Raw genomic sequence first — 23,001 nt, forward strand, 5'->3', positions numbered from 1 at the left:
GGTGCCGGCACCGGCGTCCACCTGGTGGGCGCGGTTGTGGCACCCTGTTCGCCGTGAACCGGACATCGCAGGACGGGCGCGCGCCCGCCCCGGGTGCCCGGCCGTCCCCCCCGGACGACCGCTACCGCCGGGGCTCCCGGCGCACCGGGGCCGAGCCGCTGACCGCCTCCTGGGAGCCGGCCGGCCACCGGCCGCGCCCCCGGCGGCGCGGGTTCAAGGGCCTGGTCGCCGGCTACGGCTGGCGGATCTACGCCATCCCCGTGCTGGTGGTGCTGACCGCGCTGGTGGTGCTGGACACCGCTGCGCCCGACCAGGTCGACTCCGCCGGCGAGACCTCCGCCGCGCCGTCGAGCGCGCCGACGTCGTCGGGCCCGCCGGCGGCGGGGGAGACGCCGCCCGCCAAGGTGGACCTGATCACCATCCCCACCGCCGTGCTGCCCGACGGCCCGAAGTTCTCCGAGCAGGGCGCGGGCACGTGGCAGGTCATCGCGGGCTCCGCCCCGCAGGTGGGGCAGGGCCGGGTCTACCGGTACGCGGTGGCCGTCGAGGACGGCGTGGAGGCGGCCGACTACGGCGGTGACCGCGAGGCGTTCGCGCGGACCGTCGACGGCGTCCTGGCAGACAGCCGGAGCTGGATCGGCAGCGGCCAGGTGGCGATGCAGCGCGTCGAGCCCGACCAGCCGGTGGACTTCACCGTGAGCCTCACCACCACGTCGACCACGCACAGCATGTGCGGCTTCCAGATCCAGTACGAGTCGTCGTGCTGGCACCCGCCGACCAAGCGCGTGGTGATCAACGTCGCCCGCTGGGTGCGCGGCGCGAAGGCGTACAGCAACGACCTGTCGACCTACCGCGCGTACGCGATCAACCACGAGGTCGGCCACGCGCTGGGCAACGGCCACGAGGGCTGCGCGGAGAACGGGCACGCCGCGCCGGTGATGATGCAGCAGTCCTTCGGGGTGGCCAACGACTACGTGGCCCAGTTGAACGAGGTCGACTCCTCCAACCGGGGCGTGGTGCCCAACGACGGCAAGGTGTGCACGCCGAACGCGTTCCCCGTGGCACCTCGCTAGGCCGCCGTTCGGGCATCCTGGACGGGGTGGTTCCGGGGCCGTCCACGCTCTGGGACGGCTTCCCATCCGGGAAGACGGTGCGCCAGGCTGGTGTTGTCCGTCGGTACAGGACATGTTTCGTCGAGGAGGATCAGATGGCGCTTCCGCCGCTCGTGGAGCCCGCAGCGGAGCTGACCAAGGAAGAAGTCGCGCGGTACAGCCGGCACCTGATCATCCCGGATGTCGGGGTTGACGGTCAGAAGCGGCTGAAGAACGCGAAGGTCCTGGTCGTGGGCGCGGGCGGGCTGGGTTCGCCGGCGCTGCTCTACCTGGCGGCGGCCGGGGTCGGCACGCTGGGCGTGGTGGACTTCGACATCGTCGACGAGTCGAACCTCCAGCGCCAGGTCATCCACGGCCAGTCGGACGTGGGCAAGCCCAAGGCGGAGTCCGCGCGCGACTCGGTCGCCGAGATCAACCCGTTCGTGAAGGTCAACCTGCACCAGGTGCACCTGAACTCGGAGAACGTGCTCGACGTCTTCCGGGACTACGACCTGATCCTGGACGGCACGGACAACTTCGCCACCCGGTACCTGGTCAACGACGCCGCCGTGCTGCTGGGCAAGCCGTACGTGTGGGGCTCGATCTTCCGGTTCGAGGGCCAGGTCAGCGTGTTCTGGGAGGACGCGCCGGACGGCCAGGGCCTGAACTACCGCGACCTCTACCCGGAGCCGCCGCCGCCCGGCATGGTCCCGTCGTGCGCCGAGGGCGGCGTGCTGGGCGTGCTGTGCGCGTCGATCGGCTCGATCATGGTGACCGAGGCGATCAAGCTGCTGACCGGCATCGGCGAGACGCTGCTCGGTCGGCTCATGGTCTACGACGCCCTGGAGATGACCTACCGGACCATCAAGATCCGGAAGGACCCGGCGAGCATCAAGATCACCGAGCTGATCGACTACGAGGCGTTCTGCGGCGTGGTGTCCGACGACGCGCAGCAGGCGGCGGCGGGCAACACGATCACCCCGCTGGAGCTGAAGCAGAAGCAGGACGCCGGTGAGGACTTCCTGCTGGTCGACGTCCGCGAGCCGCACGAGTACGAGATCGTGCGGATCCCCGGCTCGGTGCTGATCCCCAAGGACCGCATCCTGTCCGGCGAGGCGTTCTCCGAGCTGCCGCAGGACAAGCAGGTCGTGCTGCACTGCAAGTCCGGCGCGCGCTCGGCCGAGGCGCTGGCCGCCCTGCACCGCGCGGGCTTCAAGGACGCCGTGCACGTCGGCGGCGGTGTGCTGGCCTGGGCCCGCGAGGTCGACCCGTCGCTGCCCACGTACTGAGGTAATCCGGGGGTCGCCCGTGCGCGGGCGGCCCCCGGCGCTCTCGTCGGACGTGATCTTGGCAATACTGTGAAACCGCAATAGTGCGGTTGGGCCGGATGGGTGCAGACCGCGTCACTCGCGGCGCTGCGTCCACCGAACACGAGGCTCCTGCGGGTAGCGTGCCGGCGTGACCCCATCCCCGGAGCCGCCGCCGTCGCACGTGCGCGCCGCGTTCGGCGCGCGTGACGCCGAGCCGGAGCTGATCGACGCCGGTCCGGTGTGGCGCTGTGGCGACGCGGCGATCCGGCCGGCGGGCAGGCCCGCCGAGGCGACGTGGGTCGCCAAGACCCTCGACACGCTGACCGTGGACAACCTGCGCGTGGGCAGACCCCTGCGGTCCACCGACGGCCGGTACGTCGTCGGCGGGTGGGCCGCCACCAAGTACCTGTCCGGTCGGGCAGAGCCCCGGCACGACGAGATCGTGGAGGTCGCCGTCCGGCTGCACCAGGCGACCCGGGGTCTCACCAAGCCCCGCTTCCTGGACGCCCGCGCGGACGTGTTCGCCGTCGCCGACCGCTGCGCGTGGGAGGAGGGCGGGGCCGAGCTGGACCCGGCGCTCGGCGGCCGGCTCTTCGAGCTGCTCGCCGCCTACCGCAAGCCGGTCGCGCTCAAGCCGCAGGTGGTGCACGGCGACCTCTTCGGCAACGTGCTGTTCGCGGGCGACGCGGCACCGGCCGTCATCGACTTCAAAGCGTTCTGGCGCCCCGCCGAGTACGGAGCCGCGATCGTCGTGGTGGACGCGACCTCCTGGGGCGGCGCGGACCACGGCTTGATCCAGCGCTGGGCCCACCTCGCCGAGTGGCCGCAGATCCTGTTGCGCGCGACGCTGTTCCGCCTCGCGGTGCACGCGCTGCACCCGCTGTCGGGCCCGGGTTCGCTGGTCGGGCTGGAGCGGACGACCACCCGGGTGCTCGAACTGCTCTGATCCCCGGTGGAATAGTTGAGACCTCAACCAGGTTGATGCGGTCGAGACCCCCGGAGCAGAGGAGGCGTTGTGACCACCGACATCCGCGAACTGCTCGACCACGGCCGGGAGTTCCGCGCCGCGGGCGACCCGAGCAGCGCCGCGCGGTTCCTGGCGCAGGCGGCGGAACTCGCCCCGGCCGACCGGACCGTGCTCACCGAGCTGGCCCTCGCGCACTTCCATTCGGCGGCGCTGGGCCGGGCCGAGGGCGTGCTGCGCGAGCTGGTCGACCTCGACCCGTCCGACGGCTACGCCCGGCTGCTGCTCGGCCGCACGCTCAGCCGGCGCAGCCGGCACGCCGAGGCGCTGCCGCAGCTCCGGCTCGCCGCCGCGCTCACCCGCGACCCCGACGTGCTGGCCGAGCTGGCGAGGGTCGAGCAGCGGGTCACCACAGACCGGGTGGCTCCTCCGCCTTCTCCCTGACCGCGTCCTCCCAGCGGTACGCGCGCAGGTCGACCTTGCCGTCGACCACCGCCACGCCCTCCTCGCGCAGCAGCTGGTGCTGCGCGTCGGCGATGTGCGGCGCGCACGTGCCGTTGGCGCGCAGCACCCGGTGCCACGGCAGGTCGTGCCCGTCCTGGTTCAGGACCTGGCCGACCAGCCGGGGCGACGGGGCCCGGGACAGGTCGGCGACGTCGCCGTAGGTGGCGACCCGGCCCCGGGGGATGGACCGCACGGTCTCGCGGACCAGTTCGTGCAACTCTTCATCCACCGACCCAGTTTTCCACGCCGGCGGGGCCGTCCGGTCAGCCGGTGTAGCCGGCCACGATCTTGGTGAAGTCGTACGTGCCCTGGTTGGTGCCGCTGCAATCGCTGCCGGACCCGCCGCAGTTGCCCTTGTCGCGGTTGGTGGCCCAGAACGTGAAGCGGGCCAGGTGCTTGCTCGCCGCCCAGTCGCGGATCGCGCGGAACTGCGCCGTGGTCACCGTCTCGCCGGTGTCGGTGATGCCGTTCATGGACGACAGCCCGCTGCGCCGGTACGCGGCGTCGTCGGAGAGCCCGAAGGTCGCCTTGACGTGGTTCTTCAACCCGTCCACGGCGGACTTGGTGCCCGCCACCAGGTCGCTGGGCCCGCCGAAGTTGAACGGCATGACCGCCCACACGTCGACCGGCGCGGCCAGCTCCTTGGACCGGGTGACCAGCCGGGTGCCCCACGAGTTCAGCCCGGCCCGGTTGGTCGGCATGGTGACCACCGTCCGCACCGCCGGGTTGTTCTGCTTCACGATCTTCAGCGCGCCCAGGATCCGGTCCTGCACGGTGGCGTTCTCGAACTCGTCGGTGTTCTCGATGTCGATGTCGATGGCCTTGAGCTGGTAGGCGTCGATCACCTTCTGGTAGGCCGCCGCGAGCGCCGCCGCCGACGAGCAGCGCGGGCCCAGCTTGGTGCCCGACCAGCCGCCGAACGACGGGACCACGTCACCGCCTGCGGCCCGGATGTTGCGGATCAGCGTGGCGTCCGCGCCGGTGAGCGGGCGTCGGCCGTCCCACGCGGGGTTGCACCCGCCGTCCGAGAGGATGAACGCCAGCGTGAACGCCTTCACGCCGGTCTGGTTCATCACCGTCACCGGGTTGGGCTTCGCACCCCACTGGTACAGGTAGGGCGCCGCCAGGACCGGGTCCGGCGCGGCCTGGGCGGCGGGCGCGAGGGACATCGCCGCGAGACCCGCCGTGATCGTGACCATCAACCGCCGCAAGGGTTTCATCGTTCCTCCGGGACGCAGGGGGAGCACGCTGCGGCGGCGGGGACGCGTGCGCCGGGGACCTACCCAAAGTGGCCTGGACCACTCGGATTTGTCAAGAGACCGTACAAAACGGCCGTGTCCGCCTGCCCCCTACCCGGCTCTGTCGTACCCCCGTGGTTCCATCGGCGCGTGGCAGTGGACAGGGCCCCGTTGCTGGTGCGCCGGGTGCGGGAGGAGCACCCCCGGCGCGGGTGGAGCGCGCCCGCGCGGGCGGTGCTCGACCACGGCGGCGGGCCGCTGCGCGTGCTCGGCGGCCCCGGCACCGGCAAGACCACGCTGCTCGCCGAGGTGGCGGCCGACCGGATCCGGCGCGGCGGGGCCGACCCGGAGAGCGTGCTGGTGCTGACCGCGAACCGGCGGGCCGCCGTGGCCATGCGCGCCCGCATCACCCGCCTGCTGACCGCCGAGGTCGAGGGCGAGGTGCTGCCGACGACGCAGGAGCCGCTGGTCCGCACCGTGCACTCGTACGCGTTCGCCGTGCTGCGCGCCCAGGCCGTGCGGCGGGGCGAGCCGACACCCCGGCTGCTCTCCGGCCCCGAGCAGGACGCGGTGGTCCGCGAACTGCTCGCGGGCGACGTGAGCACGGGCGCGGCGCGGTGGCCGGGGCGGCTGCGCCCCGCGCTCCCGCTGCCCGGCTTCGCCCAGGAGCTGCGCGACCTGCTGCTGCGCGCCACCGAACGCGGCCTGGCACCCGAGGACCTGGTCGAGCTGGGTCGCGCGCACGGCCGGGACGAGTGGGAGGCGGCCGGCCTGTTCGGCACCCAGTACGAGCAGGTCAACCTGCTGGCGGCGGCCGGGCAGGGCGCGGCCTCGTCCTACGACGCGGCCGAGCTGGTCGCCACCGCGCTGCTGGCCTTCGAGACCGACGCGGACCTGCTGCACGCCGAACGCACCCGGGTCCGCCACCTGCTCGTGGACGACGCCCAGCACCTCGACCCGCTGCAGCACGCGCTGGTGTCCGCGCTGGGTGCGGCGGCGCGGGAGTTCGTGCTGGCGGGCGACCCGGACCAGGCGGTGTTCTCCTTCCGGGGCGCGGACCCGGTCCTGCTGTCCGGCGCGGACGTGCCCACGGCGGTGCTGCGCGAGGGCCACCGGATGGCGCCGGAGATCCGGGCCGCCGTCGCCCGGCTGGCGGCCCGGCTGCCCGGCGCGTCCCCGGCCCGCGAGGTCACCCCGGTCGACGCCGCCGGCTCGGTCCAGGTTCGGCTGTTCGCCTCGGCCGCGCAGGAGGCGAGCTGGGTGGCCGACCAGTTGCGCCGCGCCCACCTGATCGACGAGGTGCCGTGGTCGGAGATGGCCGTCGTGGCGCGCTCCGCCGGCCGGTCGCTGCCGGTGCTGCAACGCGCGCTGCTCGCGGCGGGCGTGCCGGTCGCGGTGCCGAACGACGAGCTGCCGCTGGCGAAGCAGCCCGCCGTGGCCCCGTTCCTGGCCCTGCTGCGCTGCGCCGCCACCCCCGGCAGCCTCGACGAGGACGTCGCCGCGATGCTGCTCGCGTCCCCGCTGGGCGGCGCCGACCCGCTGGCGCTGCGCCGGCTGCGGCGCGGCCTGCGCCGGCTGGAGCTGGCCGCCGGCGGCGACCGCCCCAGCGGGGAGCTGCTGGTCGAGGTGATCGAGTCCGACGACCGGCTGGCCGCCCTGGAGGACGCCGAGGCCCAGCCCGCCCGGCGGGTCGCCGCCCTGCTGCGCAAGGCCCGCCGGGGCATCGCGGCCGGGCACAGCGTCGAACAGGTCCTGTGGGAGCTGTGGCAGCACACCGGCCTGCAGAACCGCTGGGTCGCCCAGTCCGCGCGGCACGGCACCACCGGGATGCAGGCGGACCGCGACCTCGACGCGGTCGTCGGCCTGTTCGAGGCGGCGGCCAAGTACGTCGACCGGCTGCCCGGCGCGGGCGCGGACGGCTTCGCCGACTACCTCGCGGCCCAGGAGATCGTCGGCGACACGCTCGCCGCGTCCGCCCCGGTCGGCGAGGCCGTCGCGGTGCTCACCGCGCACTCGGCCGCCGGCCGGGAGTGGACCGTGGTGGCCGTGCCCGGCGTCCAGGAGGGGAGCTGGCCGGACCTGCGGCTGCGCGGCTCGCTGCTCGGCGTCGAGCGGATGGTCGACGTGCTGACCGGCGTCGGCGAGCAGGTGTCGGCCATCGCGCCGCTGCTCGCCGAGGAGCGCCGGCTGCTCCTCGTGGCCGCCAGCCGCGCCCGGCGGGCCCTGCTGGTCAGCGCCGTGCGCGGCGAGGACGAACAGCCCTCCCGGTTCCTCGACGAGCTGGAGGAGCTCGCCACCGACGAGCCCGAGCGCCCCACCTACACCCCCCAGCGCGGCCTGGTGCTGGCCGAGCTGGTCGGCGAGCTGCGCCGGGTCGTGTGCGCCGAGGACGAGACCGGCGACCGCCGGGACCGGGCGGCGGCCCAGCTCGCCAGGCTCGCCGCCGAGGGCGTGCCCGGCGCGCACCCCGACTCCTGGTACGGCCTGGCCGACGTGACCTCCGACCAGCCGCTGTGGACCGAGGAGCACACGGTCAGCGTGTCCCCGTCGACGGTCGAGGTGCTGGCCAAGTGCCCGGTCCGCTGGGTGGTCGAGCGGCACGGCGGCCAGGACCCGGCCGAGCTGGCGTCCATCACCGGCACCCTCGTGCACGCCCTCGCCCAGGCCGCCGCGACCGGTGCGGGCGAGAAGGAGCTGCGCGCCAAGCTCGCCGAGGCGTGGTCGGCGGTCGACGCCGGGGCACCGTGGTTCTCCCGCCGCGAGCGGATCCGGGTGGAGCGGATGCTCGACACGTTCCTCACCTGGCTGACCACCAGCCGCGACCAGCTCACCCAGGTCGCCGTCGAGGAGGAGATCTCGGTCGAGGTGCCCAAGCGCGACGGCGGCCCGTGGCTGAAGGTCAAGGGCCGGGTCGACCGGCTGGAAACCGACCGCGACGGCCGCCCGGTCGTGATCGACCTCAAGACCGGCAAGTCCCCGGTGACCAAGGAGGAAGCCCGCCAACACCCGCAGCTGGCGGTCTACCAGCTCGCGTCCGCGCTCGGCGGCTTCACCCACCTCGGCCTGGGCACCGACCCGGGCGGCGCGCGCCTGCTGTACGTGGCCAAGGAGAACAAGAAGACCGGGGCCACCGAGCTGGAACAGGCCCCGCTGGACGAACAGGGCGTCCGCGCCTGGCTGGAAGCCGTGCAGGCCGCCGCCGGCTCCAGCGTCGGCCCGGTCTACACGGCCAGCGAAACCCCGGACTGCGACCGCTGCCCGGCCCGCACCGCGTGCCCCGTCCACGCCTCCGGCAGGCAGGTCAGCCAATAGCCCCGACCGCGCGCCGGTGTGTCCGTCGTCTCACGCCGGGCGGCGAACGCGCCCCCGACGCCGCTCCGGCCACCACGGCGTCACCCGCCGGTAGCACACCGTGGGCACCGCCGACGTGGCGTTTGGCGATGCCCGCCCCGGTCTGACACAGTCGTGGGCCGCTGAGACCAGGGCAGCGCCGCCGCCCGCACCGCGCCCGACGACCGATCCGGCCGTGCCGCTGCGGGTCGCCGGGGCTTCACGCGGCCGGGATCGGAGAATGCGAGTCGTGGCAGTGCCGGGTGGAGATCGAGGACGAGCGGGCGGTGCGCAGCACCTGGCCAGCCCGTTCGAGGTCGCCGAAGCCCTCGGCCTGCCCAAACCGACCCCCGAGCAGGCCGCCGTCGTCGCCGCGCCCACCGCGCCCGCGCTGGTCGTGGCGGGCGCCGGCGCGGGCAAGACGGAGACGATGGCCGCCCGCGTCGTCTACCTGGTCGCCAACGGCTTCGTCACGCCGGACCGCGTCCTCGGCCTCACCTTCACCCGCAAGGCCGCCCGCCAGCTCTCCGAGCGCGTCCGCGCCCGGCTGCGCCGGCTCGGCGGCTCCCCGCTGCTCGACCGCCTGGACCCGAGCGGCGAGCGCCGCGCCGCCGTCCTCACCACCGAGCCGGTCATCCTCACCTACCACGCCTACGCGGGCCGCCTGGTCGGTGAGCACGGCCTGCGCCTGCCCGTCGAGCCGGGCGTGCGGCTGCTCACCGAGACGGCGTCGTGGCAGCTCGCCCACCGGGTCGTCTCGACCTGGGCGGAGGACATCGACACCGACAAGGTCCCGGCCACCGTCACCGGCTACCTGCTCGCGCTGGCCGGCGAACTCGGCGAGCACCTGGTCGAACCCACCGACCTGCGCAAGAACGCCGAGTGGCTGACCACGGTGATCGAGTCGGCCCCCAAGACCGCGCGCCAGCGCGACGCCCTGCCCGAGAAGCTCAAGGACATCGTCAACGCCCAGCGCCTGCGGGTGAACCTGCTGCCGCTGCTGGAGGCGTACCAGGCGCGCAAACGCCGTGAAGCGGCGATGGACTTCGCCGACCAGATGTCCCTCGCCGCCCGCCTGGCCGACGAGTACCCCGAGGTCGTGCGCGGCGAGCGGGAGCGCTACGGCGCGGTCCTGCTCGACGAGTACCAGGACACCGGCCACGCCCAGCGCGTGCTGCTCCGGTCCCTGTTCGGCCAGGGCGAGCCGATGGCCGTCACGTCCGTCGGCGACCCGGCCCAGGCCATCTACGGCTGGCGCGGCGCGTCGGCCGCCAACCTGCCGCGCTTCGTCCACGACTTCCCGCCCGCCCGCAAGTACGGCCTGCTCACCAGCTTCCGCAACCCGCCCGAGGTGCTGGCGCTGGCCAACGCCGCGTCCGCGCCGCTGCGCGCGTCCGGCCTCGACGTGGAGGAGCTGCGCGCCCGGCCCGGCGCGGGCCCCGGCGACGTCCGCATCGGCCTGTTCCCCGACGTCCGCGCCGAGCTGGACTGGATGGCCGACACCGTCGCCGCCCAGTGGCAGGACCACCTGGACTCCAGCGACGAGCCGCCCACCGCCGCCGTCCTGGTCCGCCGCCGCGCCGACATGGCCGCGATCGCCGCCGCCCTGCGCGAGCGCGACCTGCCCGTCGAGGTGGTCGGCCTGGGCGGGCTGCTCGACGAGCCCGAGGTGCGCGACCTGACCAGCGCCCTGCGCGTCCTGGTCGACCCGCTGGCCGGCACGGCCGCCGCCCGCCTGCTCACCGGCTCCCGGTGGCGGGTGGCCGCCGTCGACCTGGCGGCGCTGTGGAAGCGCGCCCGCGAACTCGCCGGGGCACCCAGCCGCCAGTCCGTCGTGGACGACCCGCTGGCCGTGCTCGCCGACGCCCTGCCCGGCGAGCACGCCGAACAGGCCGGCCTGGCCGACGCCCTGGACGACCCCGGCGACCCGACCGCGTACTCGGCCGAGGGCTACCACCGCGTCCGGCGGCTGGGCGCGGAGCTGTCCGCCCTGCGCCGACGCCTCGACCAGCCGCTGCCCGAGCTGGTCGCCGACGTCGAGCGCACCCTGCTGCTGGACATCGAGGCCATGGCCCGGCCGGGCGGCGTTGGCCGGTCGCACCTCGACGCGTTCGCCGACGTCGTCGCCGACTTCGCCGCCGCCAGCCCGTCCGCCACCCTCCCGGCCCTGCTCGACTACCTCTACACCGCCGAGCACGCCGAAGACGGCCTGGAACCCGGCGAGGTCGAGGTGGCCGACAACCGGGTGCAGGTGCTCACCATGCACTCGGCGAAGGGCCTCGAATGGCACATCGTCGCCCTGCCGCACGTGGTGAAGGACGTGTTCCCGGGCCGGAAGAAATCGTCGTGCTGGCTCAAGGCGGTGGCCGAGCTGCCCGCCGAGCTGCGGGGCGACGCGGCCGACCTGCCGCAGCTCCGCATCCCCGGCGGCAGCAACCGCAAGGAGGTCGAAGAGGCCCTGGACCGCCACGCCGACGACTTCGAGGATCGCCGCCTGGTCGAGGAGCGCAGGCTGCTGTACGTGGCGCTGACCCGGTCCGAGCACAACCTGCTGGTGTCGGGCCACTGGTGGGCGGAGACCGGCGAGAAGCCCAAGGGCCCGTCCACGTTCCTGAGGGAACTCCGCGAGTTCGTGCTGACCGCCGAGCACCCGCCGGCGGACGTCGTCCACTGGGCGCCGCCACCCGTCGAGGACGAGGCCAACCCCCTCGCCTCCCAGGTCAAGTCGGCGCAGTGGCCGGCCGACCCGCTGGGCAAGCGCCGCGCCGCCGTGGCCGAGGGCGCGGACCTGGTCCTGGCCGCCCTGTCCCGCCACCGGGCCACCCCACCGCCACCCGCCCCCGCACCGGCCGCCACGCCCACGGACGCCGACCTCCCACCCGAGCCCCCTGAAGACCTCCCCCCGGAGCCGCCGGAGGACTACGGCCCACCCCCGGAGCCACCGGACCACGACACCGACGAGTTCGTCCCACCCGCCGACGAGGAGCCCGACCACTCCGCCGACCTCACGGACCACCCCACCGACCCGACGGACACCCCACCGGACGACTTCGCGGCCGACCCGGCTGACCCGTCGGATCCCGCCGGCCTGCCCGGCCTGCCCGCAGACGACCCGGAGGGCTGGGCACGCGACGTGGACGTCCTGCTCGCCGAACGAGCCGCCGCCGCCGACCGGCGCGAACGGGTCGTCCTGCCCGACCACCTCTCGGTGAGCCAGCTCGTGGAACTCGCCGACGACCCGGACAAGCTGGCCCGCCGGCTGCGCCGCCCCCTGCCGTTCCCGCCGAACCCGCTCGCCCGGCGCGGCACGGCGTTCCACACGTGGCTGGAACAGCGGTTCGGCGCGACCCGGCTGCTCGACCTCGACGAGCTGCCCGGCGCGGCCGACGAGGGCGCATCACCCGACACCGAGCTGGGACGCCTCCAGGACGCGTTCCTGGCCAGCGGGTGGGCCGACCGGACCCCGCACGACGTCGAGGTGCCGTTCGAGGCCGAGATCGACGGGATGTCCGTGCGCGGGCGCATGGACGCCGTCTTCGCCGACCCGGACGGCGGCTGGACGGTCGTGGACTGGAAGACCGGCGCGGTCCCCGACGAGGAGCGGCTGCCGGCGCTGTCCGTGCAGTTGGCCGCCTACCGACTGGCCTGGGCGGCGCTGTCGGGCACCCCGGTCGACCGGGTCCGCGCGGCGTTCCACTACGTCCGCCACGACCACACGCTGCGCCCCACGGACCTGCTGGACGCCGACGGCCTCCGCACCCTGATCCGCTCGGTGCCGACCTAGCGGTGCCGACCTGGTGTTGCTGGCTCCCGGCGGTCAGCCGGTCACCCGGGCGTGCGCCGGGACCTCCTTCAACACCCGGTCGTAGAGCACTTCGAGCAGCCAGCGGCCGAACAGCGACGGGCCGAACTCGGTCGACCGGTCCTCCGGCGGCACCAGCAGCTCGGCCACGCCCGACTCGTCCACGGCCACCACGCCGATCCCGTAGTAGTCGAGTTCCATCAACGGCCACGACCGGTCGCCCTGCGGCGCGGGCAGCACCACCGAGCACGGCGCGAGCGTCATCAACGTCCCGCACGACTGCAACGCGCGGTCCACCGTGGACTCACCCACCAGGACACCCACCAGCTCCACGGCGGGCACCGGCAACTGGTCGTGCGCGGTGGGCTCGAACCAGGAGCGGAACCACGACGGGTCCGCCTGGGGCGGCCAGCCGTTCGCGCTGCGCCACTCGTGCACGTCGGCACGAACCCGCACGACGGCCGACACCTGGTGACCCAGCACGGCGACGTCGGGGACGACGATGCCGCGCCAACCGAGTGCCGACGCGGCATGGTGGAGGAGCGGTTGCACTCGGGCATCCTAGGGCTGGTGACGGGTTCGATGACAGATCTCGGCCGCGCTGAGTATCACACCCTGCGCCGAGAGTGATCAGTGCGCCGAACGGCGGACGCGCAGCGCCCAGAGGATCAGCGGCACCTGCAACGGGAGCCGGCCGAAGGCGATCGCCCTCGCCCTGGGCGACTTCGCCCGGTAGTCGTAGGCCATCTTGACGTTCGCCGGGAACACCGCGGCGAAGAACCCGGCCGTGAGCAACCCACCCAACCCGCGCGTGCGCGGCGCGGCCACTGCGGCGGCCAACGCGACCTCGGCGACACCCGAGACGTAAGTCCAGGTCCGAGGCTTGCCCGGCAGCGATCGGGGCACGATCGCGTCGTACGGCCCCGGCCGGGCGAAGTGCGTGACGCCGGCCGCGCCGAGCAACCCGGCCAGCGCGACCGCCGACCAGGAACGGGAACGAGTGGGTTCCATGGGACTCACCCTGTCATGCCGACCACCGACCGGCCCGCCCAGGGTTATCCTCCCGCACCGTGAGTGGTGATCCGGAAAATCCTGAACATCCCGAGCGCGCCGCCGTCGCCGCCCTCGCCGACGACTTCGTCGCGGACCTGCGGGAGTGGCTGGCCATCCCGTCCATCGGCACCGACCCGGCACACCACGAGGACGTGGCGCGCTCCGCCCAGTGGCTCGCCGACGCGCTGCGCCGCGACGGCTGGCCCGACGTCCGCGTGTGGTCCGGCTCCGGCGCGCTGCCCGCCGTCTACGCGTGCCTGCCCGCCGCCGACCCGGACGCCCCCGTCGTGCTGGTCTACGGGCACCACGACGTCCAGCCGGTCGACCCGGTCGAGGAGTGGCACCACCCGCCCTTCGAAGGCACCCTCGTCGGCGAGGAGCTGTTCGGGCGCGGCGCCAGCGACGACAAGGGCCAGGTGGCGATGCACCTGCTCGGCGTCAAGGCGCACCTCGCCGCCCTGCGCGCCGACCACCCCTCGGTGACGATCAAGCTGTTCGTGGAGGGCGAGGAGGAATCCGGCTCCCCGAACCTGTCCCGCCTCCTCGACGACCACCGCGCCGACCTCGCGTGCGACCTCGTGGTCTTCACCGACACGCCGCTCTACGCCCGCGACGCGCCCACCCTGTGCACCGGGCAGCGGGGCAACTACGGCGCCGAGGTCGTGTTCACCGGCGGCACCACCGACGCCCACTCCGGCCGCGCCGGCGGCAGCGTGCCCAACCCCGCCACCGCCATCGCCCGCCTGGTCGCCGCGCTCCACGACGACCGTGGCAGGGTGCAGTTGCCCGGCTTCTACGCCGACGTGGTCGAGCCCACCGCCGCCGAACGCGCCGACTACGCCGCGCTCCCGTTCGACCCAGAGGTGTGGCTGGCCAACTCCGGCGGCGCGCAGGCCGAAGCCGGCGAAGAGGGCTGGTCCACCCTCGAACGCGTGTGGGTGCGCCCCACCGCCGAGGTCAACGGCATCGTCGGCGGCTACACCGGGCCGGGCCTGAAGACCATCGTCCCCGCGCGGGCGGCGGTCAAGCTGTCGTTCCGCCTGGTACCCGACCAGCAACCCGACCGCATCGCCGCAGCGCTCCGCGAGTTCGTCGCCACCCACACCCCGCCGGGCCTGCACGCCGAGATCATCCCGCGCGGTGACGGCGCACCGCCGTACGCGATGCCCGTCGACCACCCCGCCGTGCACGCCGTCAAGGAAGCCCTCGAAGGCGCGTTCGAGCAGCCGGTCCGGTACAGCCGGACCGGCGGGAGCGGACCCGCCGCACTGTTGCGCCGAGGGCTCGGCGTGCCGGTCGTGTACCTCGGCGCGACGTTGCCGGATGATCGCATCCACGCGCCCAACGAGCGCGTCGTCGTGCCGCTGCTGCTCCGCGGCGCGGAAGCAGCAGCCCGCCTGTGGCGGCTACTCCCGGAGAGGCTGTCATGATCCGCCGGTTCCACCAGGGCGAGCCGCTCAGCGAACGGCCCGGCCACACCCTGGTGGGTGTGATCCGGATGCCCGACACCGTGCAGAGCCCGGTGCAGGCGATCGCGAAACGCGTCATCGGCGCACTGGCAGCGCTGATGGCCGCGGTGCTGATCGTGTACTTCGACCGCGACGGCTACCGCGACGTCAACGAGGACGGCCTCTCGTTCCTCGACGCCGTGTACTACGCGACGGTGTCGCTCTCCACCACCGGGTACGGCGACATCACCCCCGCCAGTTCGTCGGCGCGACTGGTCAACGTCCTGGTCATCACCCCTCTCCGCGTGCTGTTCCTGATCGTGCTGGTCGGCACCACCCTCGAAGTGCTCACCGAACGCTCGCGGCAGGCGCTGCGGATCCAGAAGTGGAGGACCAAGGTGCGGGACCACGTCGTCGTCATCGGCTACGGGACGAAGGGCCGGTCCGCTGTCAGCGCCCTGCTAGGCGATGGCATGGAACCGGGCTCCATCGTCGTGGTGGACACCTCGCAGGAAGCCCTCGACGCCGCCTCGTCCATCGGCCTGGTCACCGTCCACGGCACCGGGACCAGCAACGACGTCCTGCGGGTCGCCGGAGTCCCGAAGGCCCGCGCGGTCGTGGTGGCCGCGAACCGCGACGACACCTCGGTCCTGGTCACCCTGACCGCCCGCGAACTGGCGCCGAAGGCCCAGGTGGTCGCCTCGGTCCGGGAACGCGAGAACGAACACCTCCTCCGCCAGTCCGGTGCCGACTCGGTCGTGGTCTCCAGCGAAACCGCCGGCCGCCTGCTCGGCATGGCTACCTCCACCCCGTCGGTGGTCGACATGGTGGAGGACCTGCTGACCCCGGACGCCGGCCTGGCGATCGCGGAGCGGGACGTGGAGCCGTCCGAGATCGGCGGCTCCCCGCGCCACCTGCCCGACATCGTGCTGGGCGTGGTCCGCGCCGGCACCCTCTACCGGGTGGACGCCCCGGAAGCCGACGCGGTGGAAGCAGGTGACCGCCTCCTCTACGTCAAGAAGGTCACCCCACCCAAGGAAGCCGACCCCGTGTAGCCCACCCCCGGCCAACCGGCCGGCGATCGACCGGTCGACTACTCGGCCAGCGGAATCCGAACCTGGAAAGCAGCACCCGGACCGCTGGTGTCGACGGCACCCGGACCGCCGGGTCCGACGGCACCCGGACCGCCGGGTCCGACGGCACCCGGACCATCCGGTTCCCCGGCCGTCCGACCGCTCGGTCCGGTGGCCCTCGGACTGATCGGTTCGATGCAGGACAGCTCACCGCCGTGGGCTCGGACCACGCCGCGAGCGATCGAGAGGCCGAGCCCCGAACCGCCGGAGCGGCGGTCCCGGGCCTCGTCCAGGCGGACCAGGCGGTCGAAGATCCGGTCCCGTTCGTCCGGGGCCACGCCCGGCCCGTTGTCCGACACCACCAGCCAGGCGTAGCTGCCCACCGTCGACACGCGCAGCCGCACCCGACCGGACGGCCCGGTGGCCTGGCGGGCGTTGTCGGCCAGGTTCGCCAACACCTGTGCCAGGCGCTGCGGGTCACCTGACACGTAGGCCGACTCACCCTCGGCCGCGATGTCGAAATCGGGAGCCAGCAGCCGGGAACGCGCCACCTCGGCCTCCGCCAGCGCCAGCAGGTCGACCCGTTCCCGGTGCAGTTCCAGGCCGGCGTCGATGCGAGCCAGCGCCAGCAGGTCGTCCACCAGCCGCCCGGCCCGGCGGGACTCCCGCACCAGGAGCAGGTTCAGGCGTTCCCGCTCCTCGGCGCTGCCGGTCTGCATCAGCGCCTCCGACACGGCCTGCACGCCCGCGATCGGCGTCCTCAGCTCGTGCGCCGCGTCCGCGACGAATCTCTTGGTCCGTTCCTCCGATCCCTCCAGTGAGTCGAGCATGTCGTCGAACGCGGCTGCGGTCCGACCGAGTTCGTTGTCCGTCCGGGCCGGGTTGAGCCGGTGGCCCCGGTCGCCCCGCGCGATCGACCGGGCCAGCGTGGTCATCGCGTCCAGCGGTGCCAGCGCCCGCTGCACCACGCCCACCATCGCCACCGCCGTCACGGCCAGCGCGGCGAAGCCGACCAGCAGCAGCAACCGGCGCAAGCGGGCCTGCGCGACGGTGATCACCGACGACTCCACGTAGAGCGTGATGGTCGACCCGTCCGGCAGGTCGCGGGTGACCTTGTTGGTCACCTCGTCGGTCGGCAGGTGACCGAACTCGGTGCCGTCCGGCATCACCAACCGCGCCTGCACGCCCCGGCCCTCCAGCCGGTTCACCAGCTCCGCTCCGCGCACCCGCTGCTTCACCAGCGTCTGCGCGTTGCGGGACTTGTCCAGCAGCGTCGTCTCCACGTCCTGCACCGACTGCGACATGAACAGGGCGTCCACCACCAGCACCAGTCCGACGAGGACGATGCCGAGCACCGCGATCGCCGAGACCGTGACCCGACGCCGCAGGGACACCGTGCGGAGGCTCACGAGTCTTCCGCACGCAACACGTACCCCAATCCCCGCACGGTGTGCAGCAACCGGGGCCCGTGCTCCTCCAGCTTCCGGCGCAGGGCGCTGACGTGGACCTCGACCAGGTTGGGGTCGTAGTCCTCGTACCCCCACACGGCGGTCAGGATCTGCGTCTTGCCCACCACCCGGCCTCGTTGGGCGGCCAGGTAGCGCAGCAACCGCAGCTCCGTCGCGGTCAGCTCCACGGGAGCGCCCCCGCGCAGCACGACCGCCGAGTCGGCGTCCACGACGAGGTCGCCGATCTGCACGGTCGACGGCGTGCGGCCCAGCCTCCGCAGCACCGCGCTGACCCGTGCCACCAGCTCGGCCAGCACGAACGGCTTCACCACGTAGTCGTCCGCACCCCGGTCGAGCCCGCGCAGCCGGTCCGCCACACCGTCACGGGCCGTCAGCATGACCACGCCCGCCCCGCTGGTGCGCCGGATGACCTCCAGGAGCATGAACCCGTCGCGGCCCGGCAGCATCACGTCCAGCACCACCAGGTCGGGCCGGAACCGGGTGAGCTCGCCCTCCAGGTCCCGGCCGTCCGGACGGACCTGGACCTGGTAGCCCGCATCGCGCAGGGCCGAACTCACCGCGGCGCCGATGGCCTCCGCGTCTTCGATCACCAGCACCCTGGCAGCAGTCGACACCTCCTCATTCTGCGTGGTAGGGGCAGGACCCCGCCCGCGTCTTCAGCCTGCGTTCAGGCAATCGGTCGGACAATTCGACACGGAGCAGCGGTACACCCCGGCCACTCGAACTCAGCGGCCCCGCGCCCGGCCGCTCGCGCCCCGGCTACCCGGGCCGGGCTGCCCCGCGCTCGGCCGCCCGACCCGGATCGCCTGCACTCGCCTGCACTCGCCTGCACTCGCCTGCACTCGCCCGCGCAGAGCCCGGCCGCGCGAACCCAGCCGGCCCCGCGCCCGGCCGCCTGAGTCCGCCCGCGCCCTGCCCGCCCGAGTCCGCCCGCTTGAGCGCGCCCGTTTGAGCCCGGCCACCGGAGCCCCACCGTCTGCGCCCCAACCCGCGACCGACCCGCGACCGACCCGCGACCGCTCGCCGGAGCCCGCCCGCGTCCCAACCCCACGCCCCGCCCGCTGGGCCTGGCAGCCGGCACGTGGTGACTCGGAACCCGAGCGCCCGGACGAGAACGCCGAGGCGCGACCTCCCAGGCCGGGCGTCAAGGATCGGCGCCCGGTCCGGGACAACGTCTGAAGTGGACATCGGTCTCGATCGCGGCCGGTGGCCGGTGGTCCGCCGCGAGGTCGGATGGTGGTTTGTGCATGGGTCAATGATCGAACGGGTGTTCGACTAGGATCAAGATCACCATCGGGTGAACGGCGGGCGGGGTGGATCACCGGCCCGGCCCCACGACAACACGACACCCGGTCTGCGACCATCCACCCTGTGGCGGTTCGGCTCAGCCCAGTCCGGTGGGCGCTGATCCTGCTGGTCGTCGGACTGGCAGGGGTCGCGGCGGCGGTCGCGCTCTGGTGGCCGGGCGGCACGGCGGTCGAGGTCCGGCGGGCGCAGGCGACCGTGACCACGCCGGCGCCCTGCGGTGGCTCCGACACCTACGACCGGGTCGAACTGAAACTCGACGGCCAGGCCCGCACGGCCAAGCTCGACGGCTGCGGCCACCGCGAAGGCGAGGCCGTGGAGGTCGTGCTCCCCGCCGACACCACCGGCGACTTCACCGTCCAGGTGGCCGACAGCACCCCGGTGGCGGCGCCCTTCGGGACGCGGCTCGCCGCGATGCTCGTGTGCCTGAGCGGCTTGGCGGGCGGCTTGTACGCCTACCTGCTCGGCAGGTCGCGTCAGGCGACGGCGTCCGCCGAGGCCGTGAACGTGTTGCAGGACGTGGTGACGCCCCCGGTGAAGCCGTAGGACGCCCACTCGGCCTGGTTGGTCGGGCTGCCGTGCGCGTTCTTCTCGGCGGGCTCCTCGACGGCGTACTGGAAGTCGTCCGCCGCCTCCTGAGCCAGTTGCGCGCCGATCGAGCCGGACACCGCTGCCAGGAAGATCCCGGCGAAGCAGTTCGCCTGAAGCTCGATCCGGCGGGACATCTCCAGCCCGGCCGGGGTCTCCTCGCCCGCGTCCACGATCTTGCTGTCCGCCGCGCGCAGCATCCCGGTCAGCGCCTGCACGTGGTGCCCGTACTCGTGCGCCAACGTGGCGAGGTGCGTCGCCGGGTGGTCGCCGCCGCCGTTCTCACGCAGCCGCGACGTGGGCATGTAGATGGTCCGGTTGCGCCCGCAGTAGTAGGCGACCGCCTCGGTCTCCGCCGGTGCCGCACCGCAGGGACCGTCCTGCAGGTCCGGTGCTGCGTCCAGCTTGGGCACCTCGAACGGGAGGTTCGCCTGCTCCAGCGCGGGCCGCCACGCCACGTCAAGGCACGCCACGCCCGCTGCGTAGTAGGCCGCGAGTTCGGTGTCGGACACACCGAACGCGGGCAGTGCGCACGTCGCGCCCACCGGACGGGCCGGCGTGGTCAGGAACGGGTGGTCGCCCAGCCGGTGCACCGCGCGGGGCCGGGGCTGCTCGCTCGTCGCCGGCGCGGCGGGTGCGCCGGGCGCGGCGACCGGCCTGCCGCTGATCCGCCGGCTGGTGTCCACCTGCGTGACCAGGCCGAGGCCGAGCACGCAGGCGACGATCAACGAGAACACGCCGATGAGGACGATCGGGTTGTTCTTGGGCTCCTCGGGCGTGTGCACGGTCCTCCAGTCGGGTCAGCTGACGTCCGCCGCGCTCGCCAGCCAAGTGTTGCACGCGCTCGTCTCGTTGTTCTTGAAGCCGTGCTGAACCCATGCCGCGTTGCGCTCCGGGGAACCGTGGTCGCGGTTGGGGTAGATGGGGTAGTCGCCCCGGTTGCCCGCGTCGGTCAGCGCCACTTGGATCACGTCACCGGGGATCGCGCCGTGCGACAGCGGGGCCAGGGTCATCCCGCCGAAGCAGGTGGCCTGGAGCTCCTTGCGCCGGTTGAGGTCGAGTCCGGCCTCGGTGTCCCAGCCGCCCTTCTCGTACTGGGCCTGGCTGGACGCGCGAAGGATGCCGGACAGCCACTGGACGTGGTGGCCGTACTCGTGCGCCAGTTGCCCGAGGTACTTGCCGGGGTGGTTCGGGTTCGCCGAGCCCTGTTCGCTCGCGTAGTGGTTAGGCGTCCAGTAGATGGTGCCGTCGCAGTACATCGCGGTGCGGTCGGGGCCCATGGAGCCGCACGTGTTGGTGATCTGCGAGGTCACCATGACCAGCTCGACCGGCTGGTAGGGCAGGTTCGCCTTCTGGAAGGACGGCTTCCACATCGCCTCGATGCACGGCAGCGCGGCACGCAGGAACTGGTCCTGTCCGGAGGGCGAGTAGTCCATGCCCGGCAGCGCGCAGCCGTCGATGTTGAACGCGCCCAGGCCACCGCCGTGGATCGGGTTGTCGCCCAGCGCGATCACGGCCTTGGGGCCGGCCTTCGTGGTGCCGGCCGACGTGGGCCGGGAGGACGTCGTCGTCCTGGTCGTCGTGGTCGTTTCGGTCGTCGTGGTGGTCTCGGTCGTGTACGTGTAGCTCGAATAGCCGGAGTAGGCGGAGTCGCTCACGCTCTTGCGCTTGCTGGACGCCACGGTGATCCCCACGGCCGCGATGCCGAGGACGACGACCCCGATCAGGATGCCCGCGACGAGCGGCCCCCTGCTCTTCTTGCGCGGCATCGGCGGGTAGGGGCCGCCGGGACCCCACCCGGGCGGCGGGCCCCAGTTGACCGGCGGCGGCTGAGGCGCAGCCAGCGGCGGTGGCATCACCTGATGGGGTGGTTGTTGCGGCCACTGCGGTGGAGGTGGTGCCTGCGGCCCCGTGCGAGGCCCCGCCGGCATCTGCGGAGGCATCTGCGGATGCTGCTGTTGCGGCTGCTGGGTGGGCCACGGGCGGGTCGGCTGGGGGGTCAGCGGCGCGGGCACGGGCGGTGGCCCAACCGGTCGTGGCGGCGGCTGGCCACCCGGCGGCGGTGGTTGCGTCATCGCTGGTGGTCCCCCATATCGCGGATGCCCGAATCAGCACAGAAGCATAGGCGGACTCCGCTATTCTCCGCGGCCGTGTTGAAAAACTGGGGAGCGGCGTTCACCTGCGCCGTCGCGCTGTGCTCGGTCACCGGCACGGCGGCGGCGGAGCCGGTCGGCGAGGTCGGGCTGCCCGGCACGGTCGGTGCCGACGTGCGCCTGAAACTGGAGCGCGACGGCAAACTGTCCGTGACGGAGGTCGTCACGGTCCCCGAAGGCAGGACCGCCAAACGGGTGGTTCCGCTGCGCATCGCGGTCAGTGACACCCGCGACCGGGTGTTCGAGGTGGACAGCGCGGCCGTCGACGGCAGGGGCACCGCGACGGCGACCGCCGACGACCTCACCATCGCCCTGGAGGCGGGCACCTCCACCGTCACGTACTCCGTGGTCGGCGCCGTCGCCCAGATCGGCGACAGCCTGGAGTTGCGGTGGCAACCGGCGAGCGGCTGGGACACCGCGCTGGACTCGGTGAAGATCTCGGTCATCACACCGGATGCCCCCAAGTCGGTGAACTGCCTGGCCGGCACGCCCGGCACGGCCAAGCCGTGCACGACCGCCGAACTCGGCGACGGGCGCGGCGTCCGGGCCGCCGAAATCGGACTTCCCGCAGGTGAGCGTATCGACGTGGCGGTCGGGCTGCAGGACGGCGCGGCACCCGCGAACGCCCGGGTCGAGGAGACGTCGGGCCTCGCCGCCGCGTTCGCGCTGACCCCGTTGAGCAGTGTCCTCCTGGCCGTGCTGGCACTGCTCCTGCTCGGCGGCGTCGTGCTGCTGTGGTACCTGCGCGGCCGTGACTCGCGCGCGCTCGCGGGTGAGGTCGGGCCGGTGAACGTGCTGGTGTCCGACCCGTCCGGGCACATGGCGTTCGCCTCGCCGGACGGCGTGCTGCCGGGCCAGGTCGGCACCGTGGTGGACGAGCACGTCGACGTGGTGGACGTGACGGCGACCATCGTGGACCTGGCGGTGCGGAACTACCTGTGGATCGAAGAGGTCGACGGGCTCGACTGGCGGTTCGTGCGGCGCAACCCCGCCGACCCGTCGCTGTCCGGGTACGAGCGCGCCGTGTACGCCGCGATCCTGCCGGACGGTGCGGACGCCGTGCTGCTGTCGGAACTGCGGAGCCGGCGGATCGACCTGGCGAAGGTGCGCGACGAGTTGTACGCCGACGTGGTGGCCAAGAACTGGTTCGTGCGCCGGCCGGATGCAGAACGCAGCCTGTGGTGGTGGGTCGGCATTGCGCTGACCGTCCTGGGCGTCGGTGCGACCGTTCTGCTGGTGTTGATCACCGGACCCGCATTGTTCGGGGTAGTCGTCGCGGTCGCGGGCATCGCGTTGGCATTGGGCGCGCGTTCCATGCCCGCGCGCACCAAGCGGGGCAGTGTGCTGTTGGAGCACGTGCGCGGCTTGCGCGGCTATCTGGTGTCCGCTACTCCGAACGACATCCCGGACGCGGACCGGGAGATGGTGTTCTCGCGGTCGCTGCCGTACGCGGTCGTGCTGGGCGAGACCGAGCGCTGGCTCGGCGCGTTCGCCGGCGGCCGGGCCGGGCTGTACTGGTTCGGCGAAGCCGAGAAGGCCCCTGACCTGCGGCGATTCGCTCACCGGTTCCCGACTTTCCTGGGCGCTGTGGACGGGGTGCTGGCCCAGGCCGGGCACCTGCGATCGCTCCGGGGCTGAGCTTTCACCCGATGGTGATCTTGCCTCGGCTCGAA

Annotated in this window: 18 protein-coding genes; 10 read left to right on the forward strand and 8 right to left on the reverse strand. The window is 73.4% G+C overall.

What is annotated here, in order from left to right; genetic code table 11:
- Positions 1–53: 53 nt before the first annotated feature.
- From AB0I60_RS31525 to AB0I60_RS31540, 4 genes are all read left to right on the forward strand, one after another.
- Complete coding sequence (locus tag AB0I60_RS31525; RefSeq protein ID WP_360736205.1) at positions 54–1,073, forward strand: DUF3152 domain-containing protein; 1,020 nt, start codon at positions 54–56, stop codon at positions 1,071–1,073.
- 134 nt (positions 1,074–1,207) lie between these two features.
- Positions 1,208–2,380 carry an adenylyltransferase/sulfurtransferase MoeZ gene (gene moeZ / locus AB0I60_RS31530; protein WP_360736207.1) on the forward strand — a complete coding sequence of 391 codons (1,173 nt, stop codon included), beginning with the start codon at positions 1,208–1,210 and terminating at the stop codon, positions 2,378–2,380.
- A 169-nt stretch (positions 2,381–2,549) separates the two neighbouring features.
- The gene (locus AB0I60_RS31535) at positions 2,550–3,347 is read left to right on the forward strand and encodes a TIGR02569 family protein (protein ID WP_360736210.1); all 798 of its coding nucleotides are present in this window, start codon (positions 2,550–2,552) and stop codon (positions 3,345–3,347) included.
- A 69-nt stretch (positions 3,348–3,416) separates the two neighbouring features.
- Positions 3,417–3,809, forward strand: coding sequence for a tetratricopeptide repeat protein (locus tag AB0I60_RS31540; RefSeq protein WP_360736212.1), 393 nt, complete (start codon positions 3,417–3,419; stop codon positions 3,807–3,809).
- Here AB0I60_RS31540 and AB0I60_RS31545 read toward each other — a convergent pair.
- Together AB0I60_RS31545 and AB0I60_RS31550 are read right to left on the reverse strand one after the other, a co-directional pair.
- Positions 3,772–4,098 carry an MGMT family protein gene (locus tag AB0I60_RS31545; protein ID WP_360736215.1) on the reverse strand — a complete coding sequence of 109 codons (327 nt, stop codon included), beginning with the start codon at positions 4,096–4,098 and terminating at the stop codon, positions 3,772–3,774. The genes AB0I60_RS31540 and AB0I60_RS31545 overlap by 38 nt on opposite strands.
- 34 nt (positions 4,099–4,132) lie before the next feature.
- The gene (locus AB0I60_RS31550; protein ID WP_360736218.1) at positions 4,133–5,089 is read right to left on the reverse strand and encodes a chitinase; all 957 of its coding nucleotides are present in this window, start codon (positions 5,087–5,089) and stop codon (positions 4,133–4,135) included.
- Between the two features lie 174 nt (positions 5,090–5,263).
- On the opposite strand from AB0I60_RS31550, the gene AB0I60_RS31555 reads away from it, so the two are divergent.
- Together AB0I60_RS31555 and AB0I60_RS31560 are read left to right on the forward strand one after the other, a co-directional pair.
- Positions 5,264–8,419, forward strand: a complete 3,156-nt coding sequence (locus AB0I60_RS31555) for an ATP-dependent DNA helicase (protein ID WP_360736358.1) — start codon at positions 5,264–5,266, stop codon at positions 8,417–8,419.
- Between the two features lie 259 nt (positions 8,420–8,678).
- Positions 8,679–12,221, forward strand: a complete 3,543-nt coding sequence (locus AB0I60_RS31560) for a UvrD-helicase domain-containing protein (RefSeq protein WP_360736221.1) — start codon at positions 8,679–8,681, stop codon at positions 12,219–12,221.
- A 33-nt stretch (positions 12,222–12,254) separates the two neighbouring features.
- On the opposite strand, the gene AB0I60_RS31565 is transcribed toward AB0I60_RS31560, so the two are convergent.
- Both AB0I60_RS31565 and AB0I60_RS31570 read right to left on the reverse strand, forming a co-directional pair.
- Positions 12,255–12,791, reverse strand: coding sequence for a hypothetical protein (locus AB0I60_RS31565; RefSeq protein WP_360736223.1), 537 nt, complete (start codon positions 12,789–12,791; stop codon positions 12,255–12,257).
- 78 nt (positions 12,792–12,869) lie between these two features.
- Positions 12,870–13,250 carry a hypothetical protein gene (locus tag AB0I60_RS31570; RefSeq protein ID WP_360736225.1) on the reverse strand — a complete coding sequence of 127 codons (381 nt, stop codon included), beginning with the start codon at positions 13,248–13,250 and terminating at the stop codon, positions 12,870–12,872.
- A 59-nt stretch (positions 13,251–13,309) separates the two neighbouring features.
- Between AB0I60_RS31570 and AB0I60_RS31575 the strand changes: the two genes are divergently transcribed.
- Positions 13,310–14,722 (forward strand): M20/M25/M40 family metallo-hydrolase, encoded by a 1,413-nt coding sequence (locus AB0I60_RS31575; protein WP_360736227.1) that lies wholly within the window; start codon positions 13,310–13,312, stop codon positions 14,720–14,722.
- Positions 14,719–15,795 carry a potassium channel family protein gene (locus tag AB0I60_RS31580; RefSeq protein WP_360736229.1) on the forward strand — a complete coding sequence of 359 codons (1,077 nt, stop codon included), beginning with the start codon at positions 14,719–14,721 and terminating at the stop codon, positions 15,793–15,795. Before AB0I60_RS31575 ends, AB0I60_RS31580 begins: the two co-directional genes overlap by 4 nt.
- 38 nt (positions 15,796–15,833) lie before the next feature.
- On the opposite strand, the gene AB0I60_RS31585 is transcribed toward AB0I60_RS31580, so the two are convergent.
- Both AB0I60_RS31585 and AB0I60_RS31590 read right to left on the reverse strand, forming a co-directional pair.
- Positions 15,834–17,207 carry a HAMP domain-containing sensor histidine kinase gene (locus AB0I60_RS31585; RefSeq protein ID WP_360736232.1) on the reverse strand — a complete coding sequence of 458 codons (1,374 nt, stop codon included), beginning with the start codon at positions 17,205–17,207 and terminating at the stop codon, positions 15,834–15,836.
- 11 nt (positions 17,208–17,218) lie between these two features.
- Positions 17,219–17,896, reverse strand: a complete 678-nt coding sequence (locus tag AB0I60_RS31590; RefSeq protein WP_360736235.1) for a response regulator transcription factor — start codon at positions 17,894–17,896, stop codon at positions 17,219–17,221.
- Between the two features lie 757 nt (positions 17,897–18,653).
- Here AB0I60_RS31590 and AB0I60_RS31595 point away from each other — a divergent pair.
- Positions 18,654–19,133, forward strand: coding sequence for a hypothetical protein (locus tag AB0I60_RS31595; RefSeq protein WP_360736237.1), 480 nt, complete (start codon positions 18,654–18,656; stop codon positions 19,131–19,133).
- Here AB0I60_RS31595 and AB0I60_RS31600 read toward each other — a convergent pair.
- Complete coding sequence (locus AB0I60_RS31600) at positions 19,064–19,960, reverse strand: neutral zinc metallopeptidase (RefSeq protein ID WP_360736239.1); 897 nt, start codon at positions 19,958–19,960, stop codon at positions 19,064–19,066. The genes AB0I60_RS31595 and AB0I60_RS31600 overlap by 70 nt on opposite strands.
- A 15-nt stretch (positions 19,961–19,975) precedes the next feature.
- Complete coding sequence (locus tag AB0I60_RS31605) at positions 19,976–21,031, reverse strand: neutral zinc metallopeptidase (protein WP_360736242.1); 1,056 nt, start codon at positions 21,029–21,031, stop codon at positions 19,976–19,978.
- Positions 21,032–21,325: 294 nt separating this feature from the next.
- On the opposite strand from AB0I60_RS31605, the gene AB0I60_RS31610 reads away from it, so the two are divergent.
- Complete coding sequence (locus tag AB0I60_RS31610; RefSeq protein WP_360736245.1) at positions 21,326–22,966, forward strand: DUF2207 domain-containing protein; 1,641 nt, start codon at positions 21,326–21,328, stop codon at positions 22,964–22,966.
- The last annotated feature ends 35 nt before the right edge of the window (positions 22,967–23,001 follow it).

Source organism: Actinosynnema sp. NPDC050436 (genome assembly GCF_040655415.1).
Taxonomy (GTDB): Bacteria; Actinomycetota; Actinomycetes; order Mycobacteriales; family Pseudonocardiaceae; genus Actinosynnema.

What these genes read in the sequence shown, in the direction of transcription:
- moeZ (WP_360736207.1), top strand. Translation starts at nt 1,208, where the DNA reads ATGGCGCTTCCGCCGCTCGTGGAGCCCGCAGCGGAGCTGACCAAGGAA.
- AB0I60_RS31550 (WP_360736218.1), bottom strand. Translation starts at nt 5,089, where the DNA reads ATGAAACCCTTGCGGCGGTTGATGGTCACGATCACGGCGGGTCTCGCG.
- AB0I60_RS31580 (WP_360736229.1), top strand. Translation starts at nt 14,719, where the DNA reads ATGATCCGCCGGTTCCACCAGGGCGAGCCGCTCAGCGAACGGCCCGGC.
- AB0I60_RS31605 (WP_360736242.1), bottom strand. Translation starts at nt 21,031, where the DNA reads ATGCCACCGCCGCTGGCTGCGCCTCAGCCGCCGCCGGTCAACTGGGGC.
- AB0I60_RS31560 (WP_360736221.1), top strand. Translation starts at nt 8,679, where the DNA reads ATGCGAGTCGTGGCAGTGCCGGGTGGAGATCGAGGACGAGCGGGCGGT.
- AB0I60_RS31570 (WP_360736225.1), bottom strand. Translation starts at nt 13,250, where the DNA reads ATGGAACCCACTCGTTCCCGTTCCTGGTCGGCGGTCGCGCTGGCCGGG.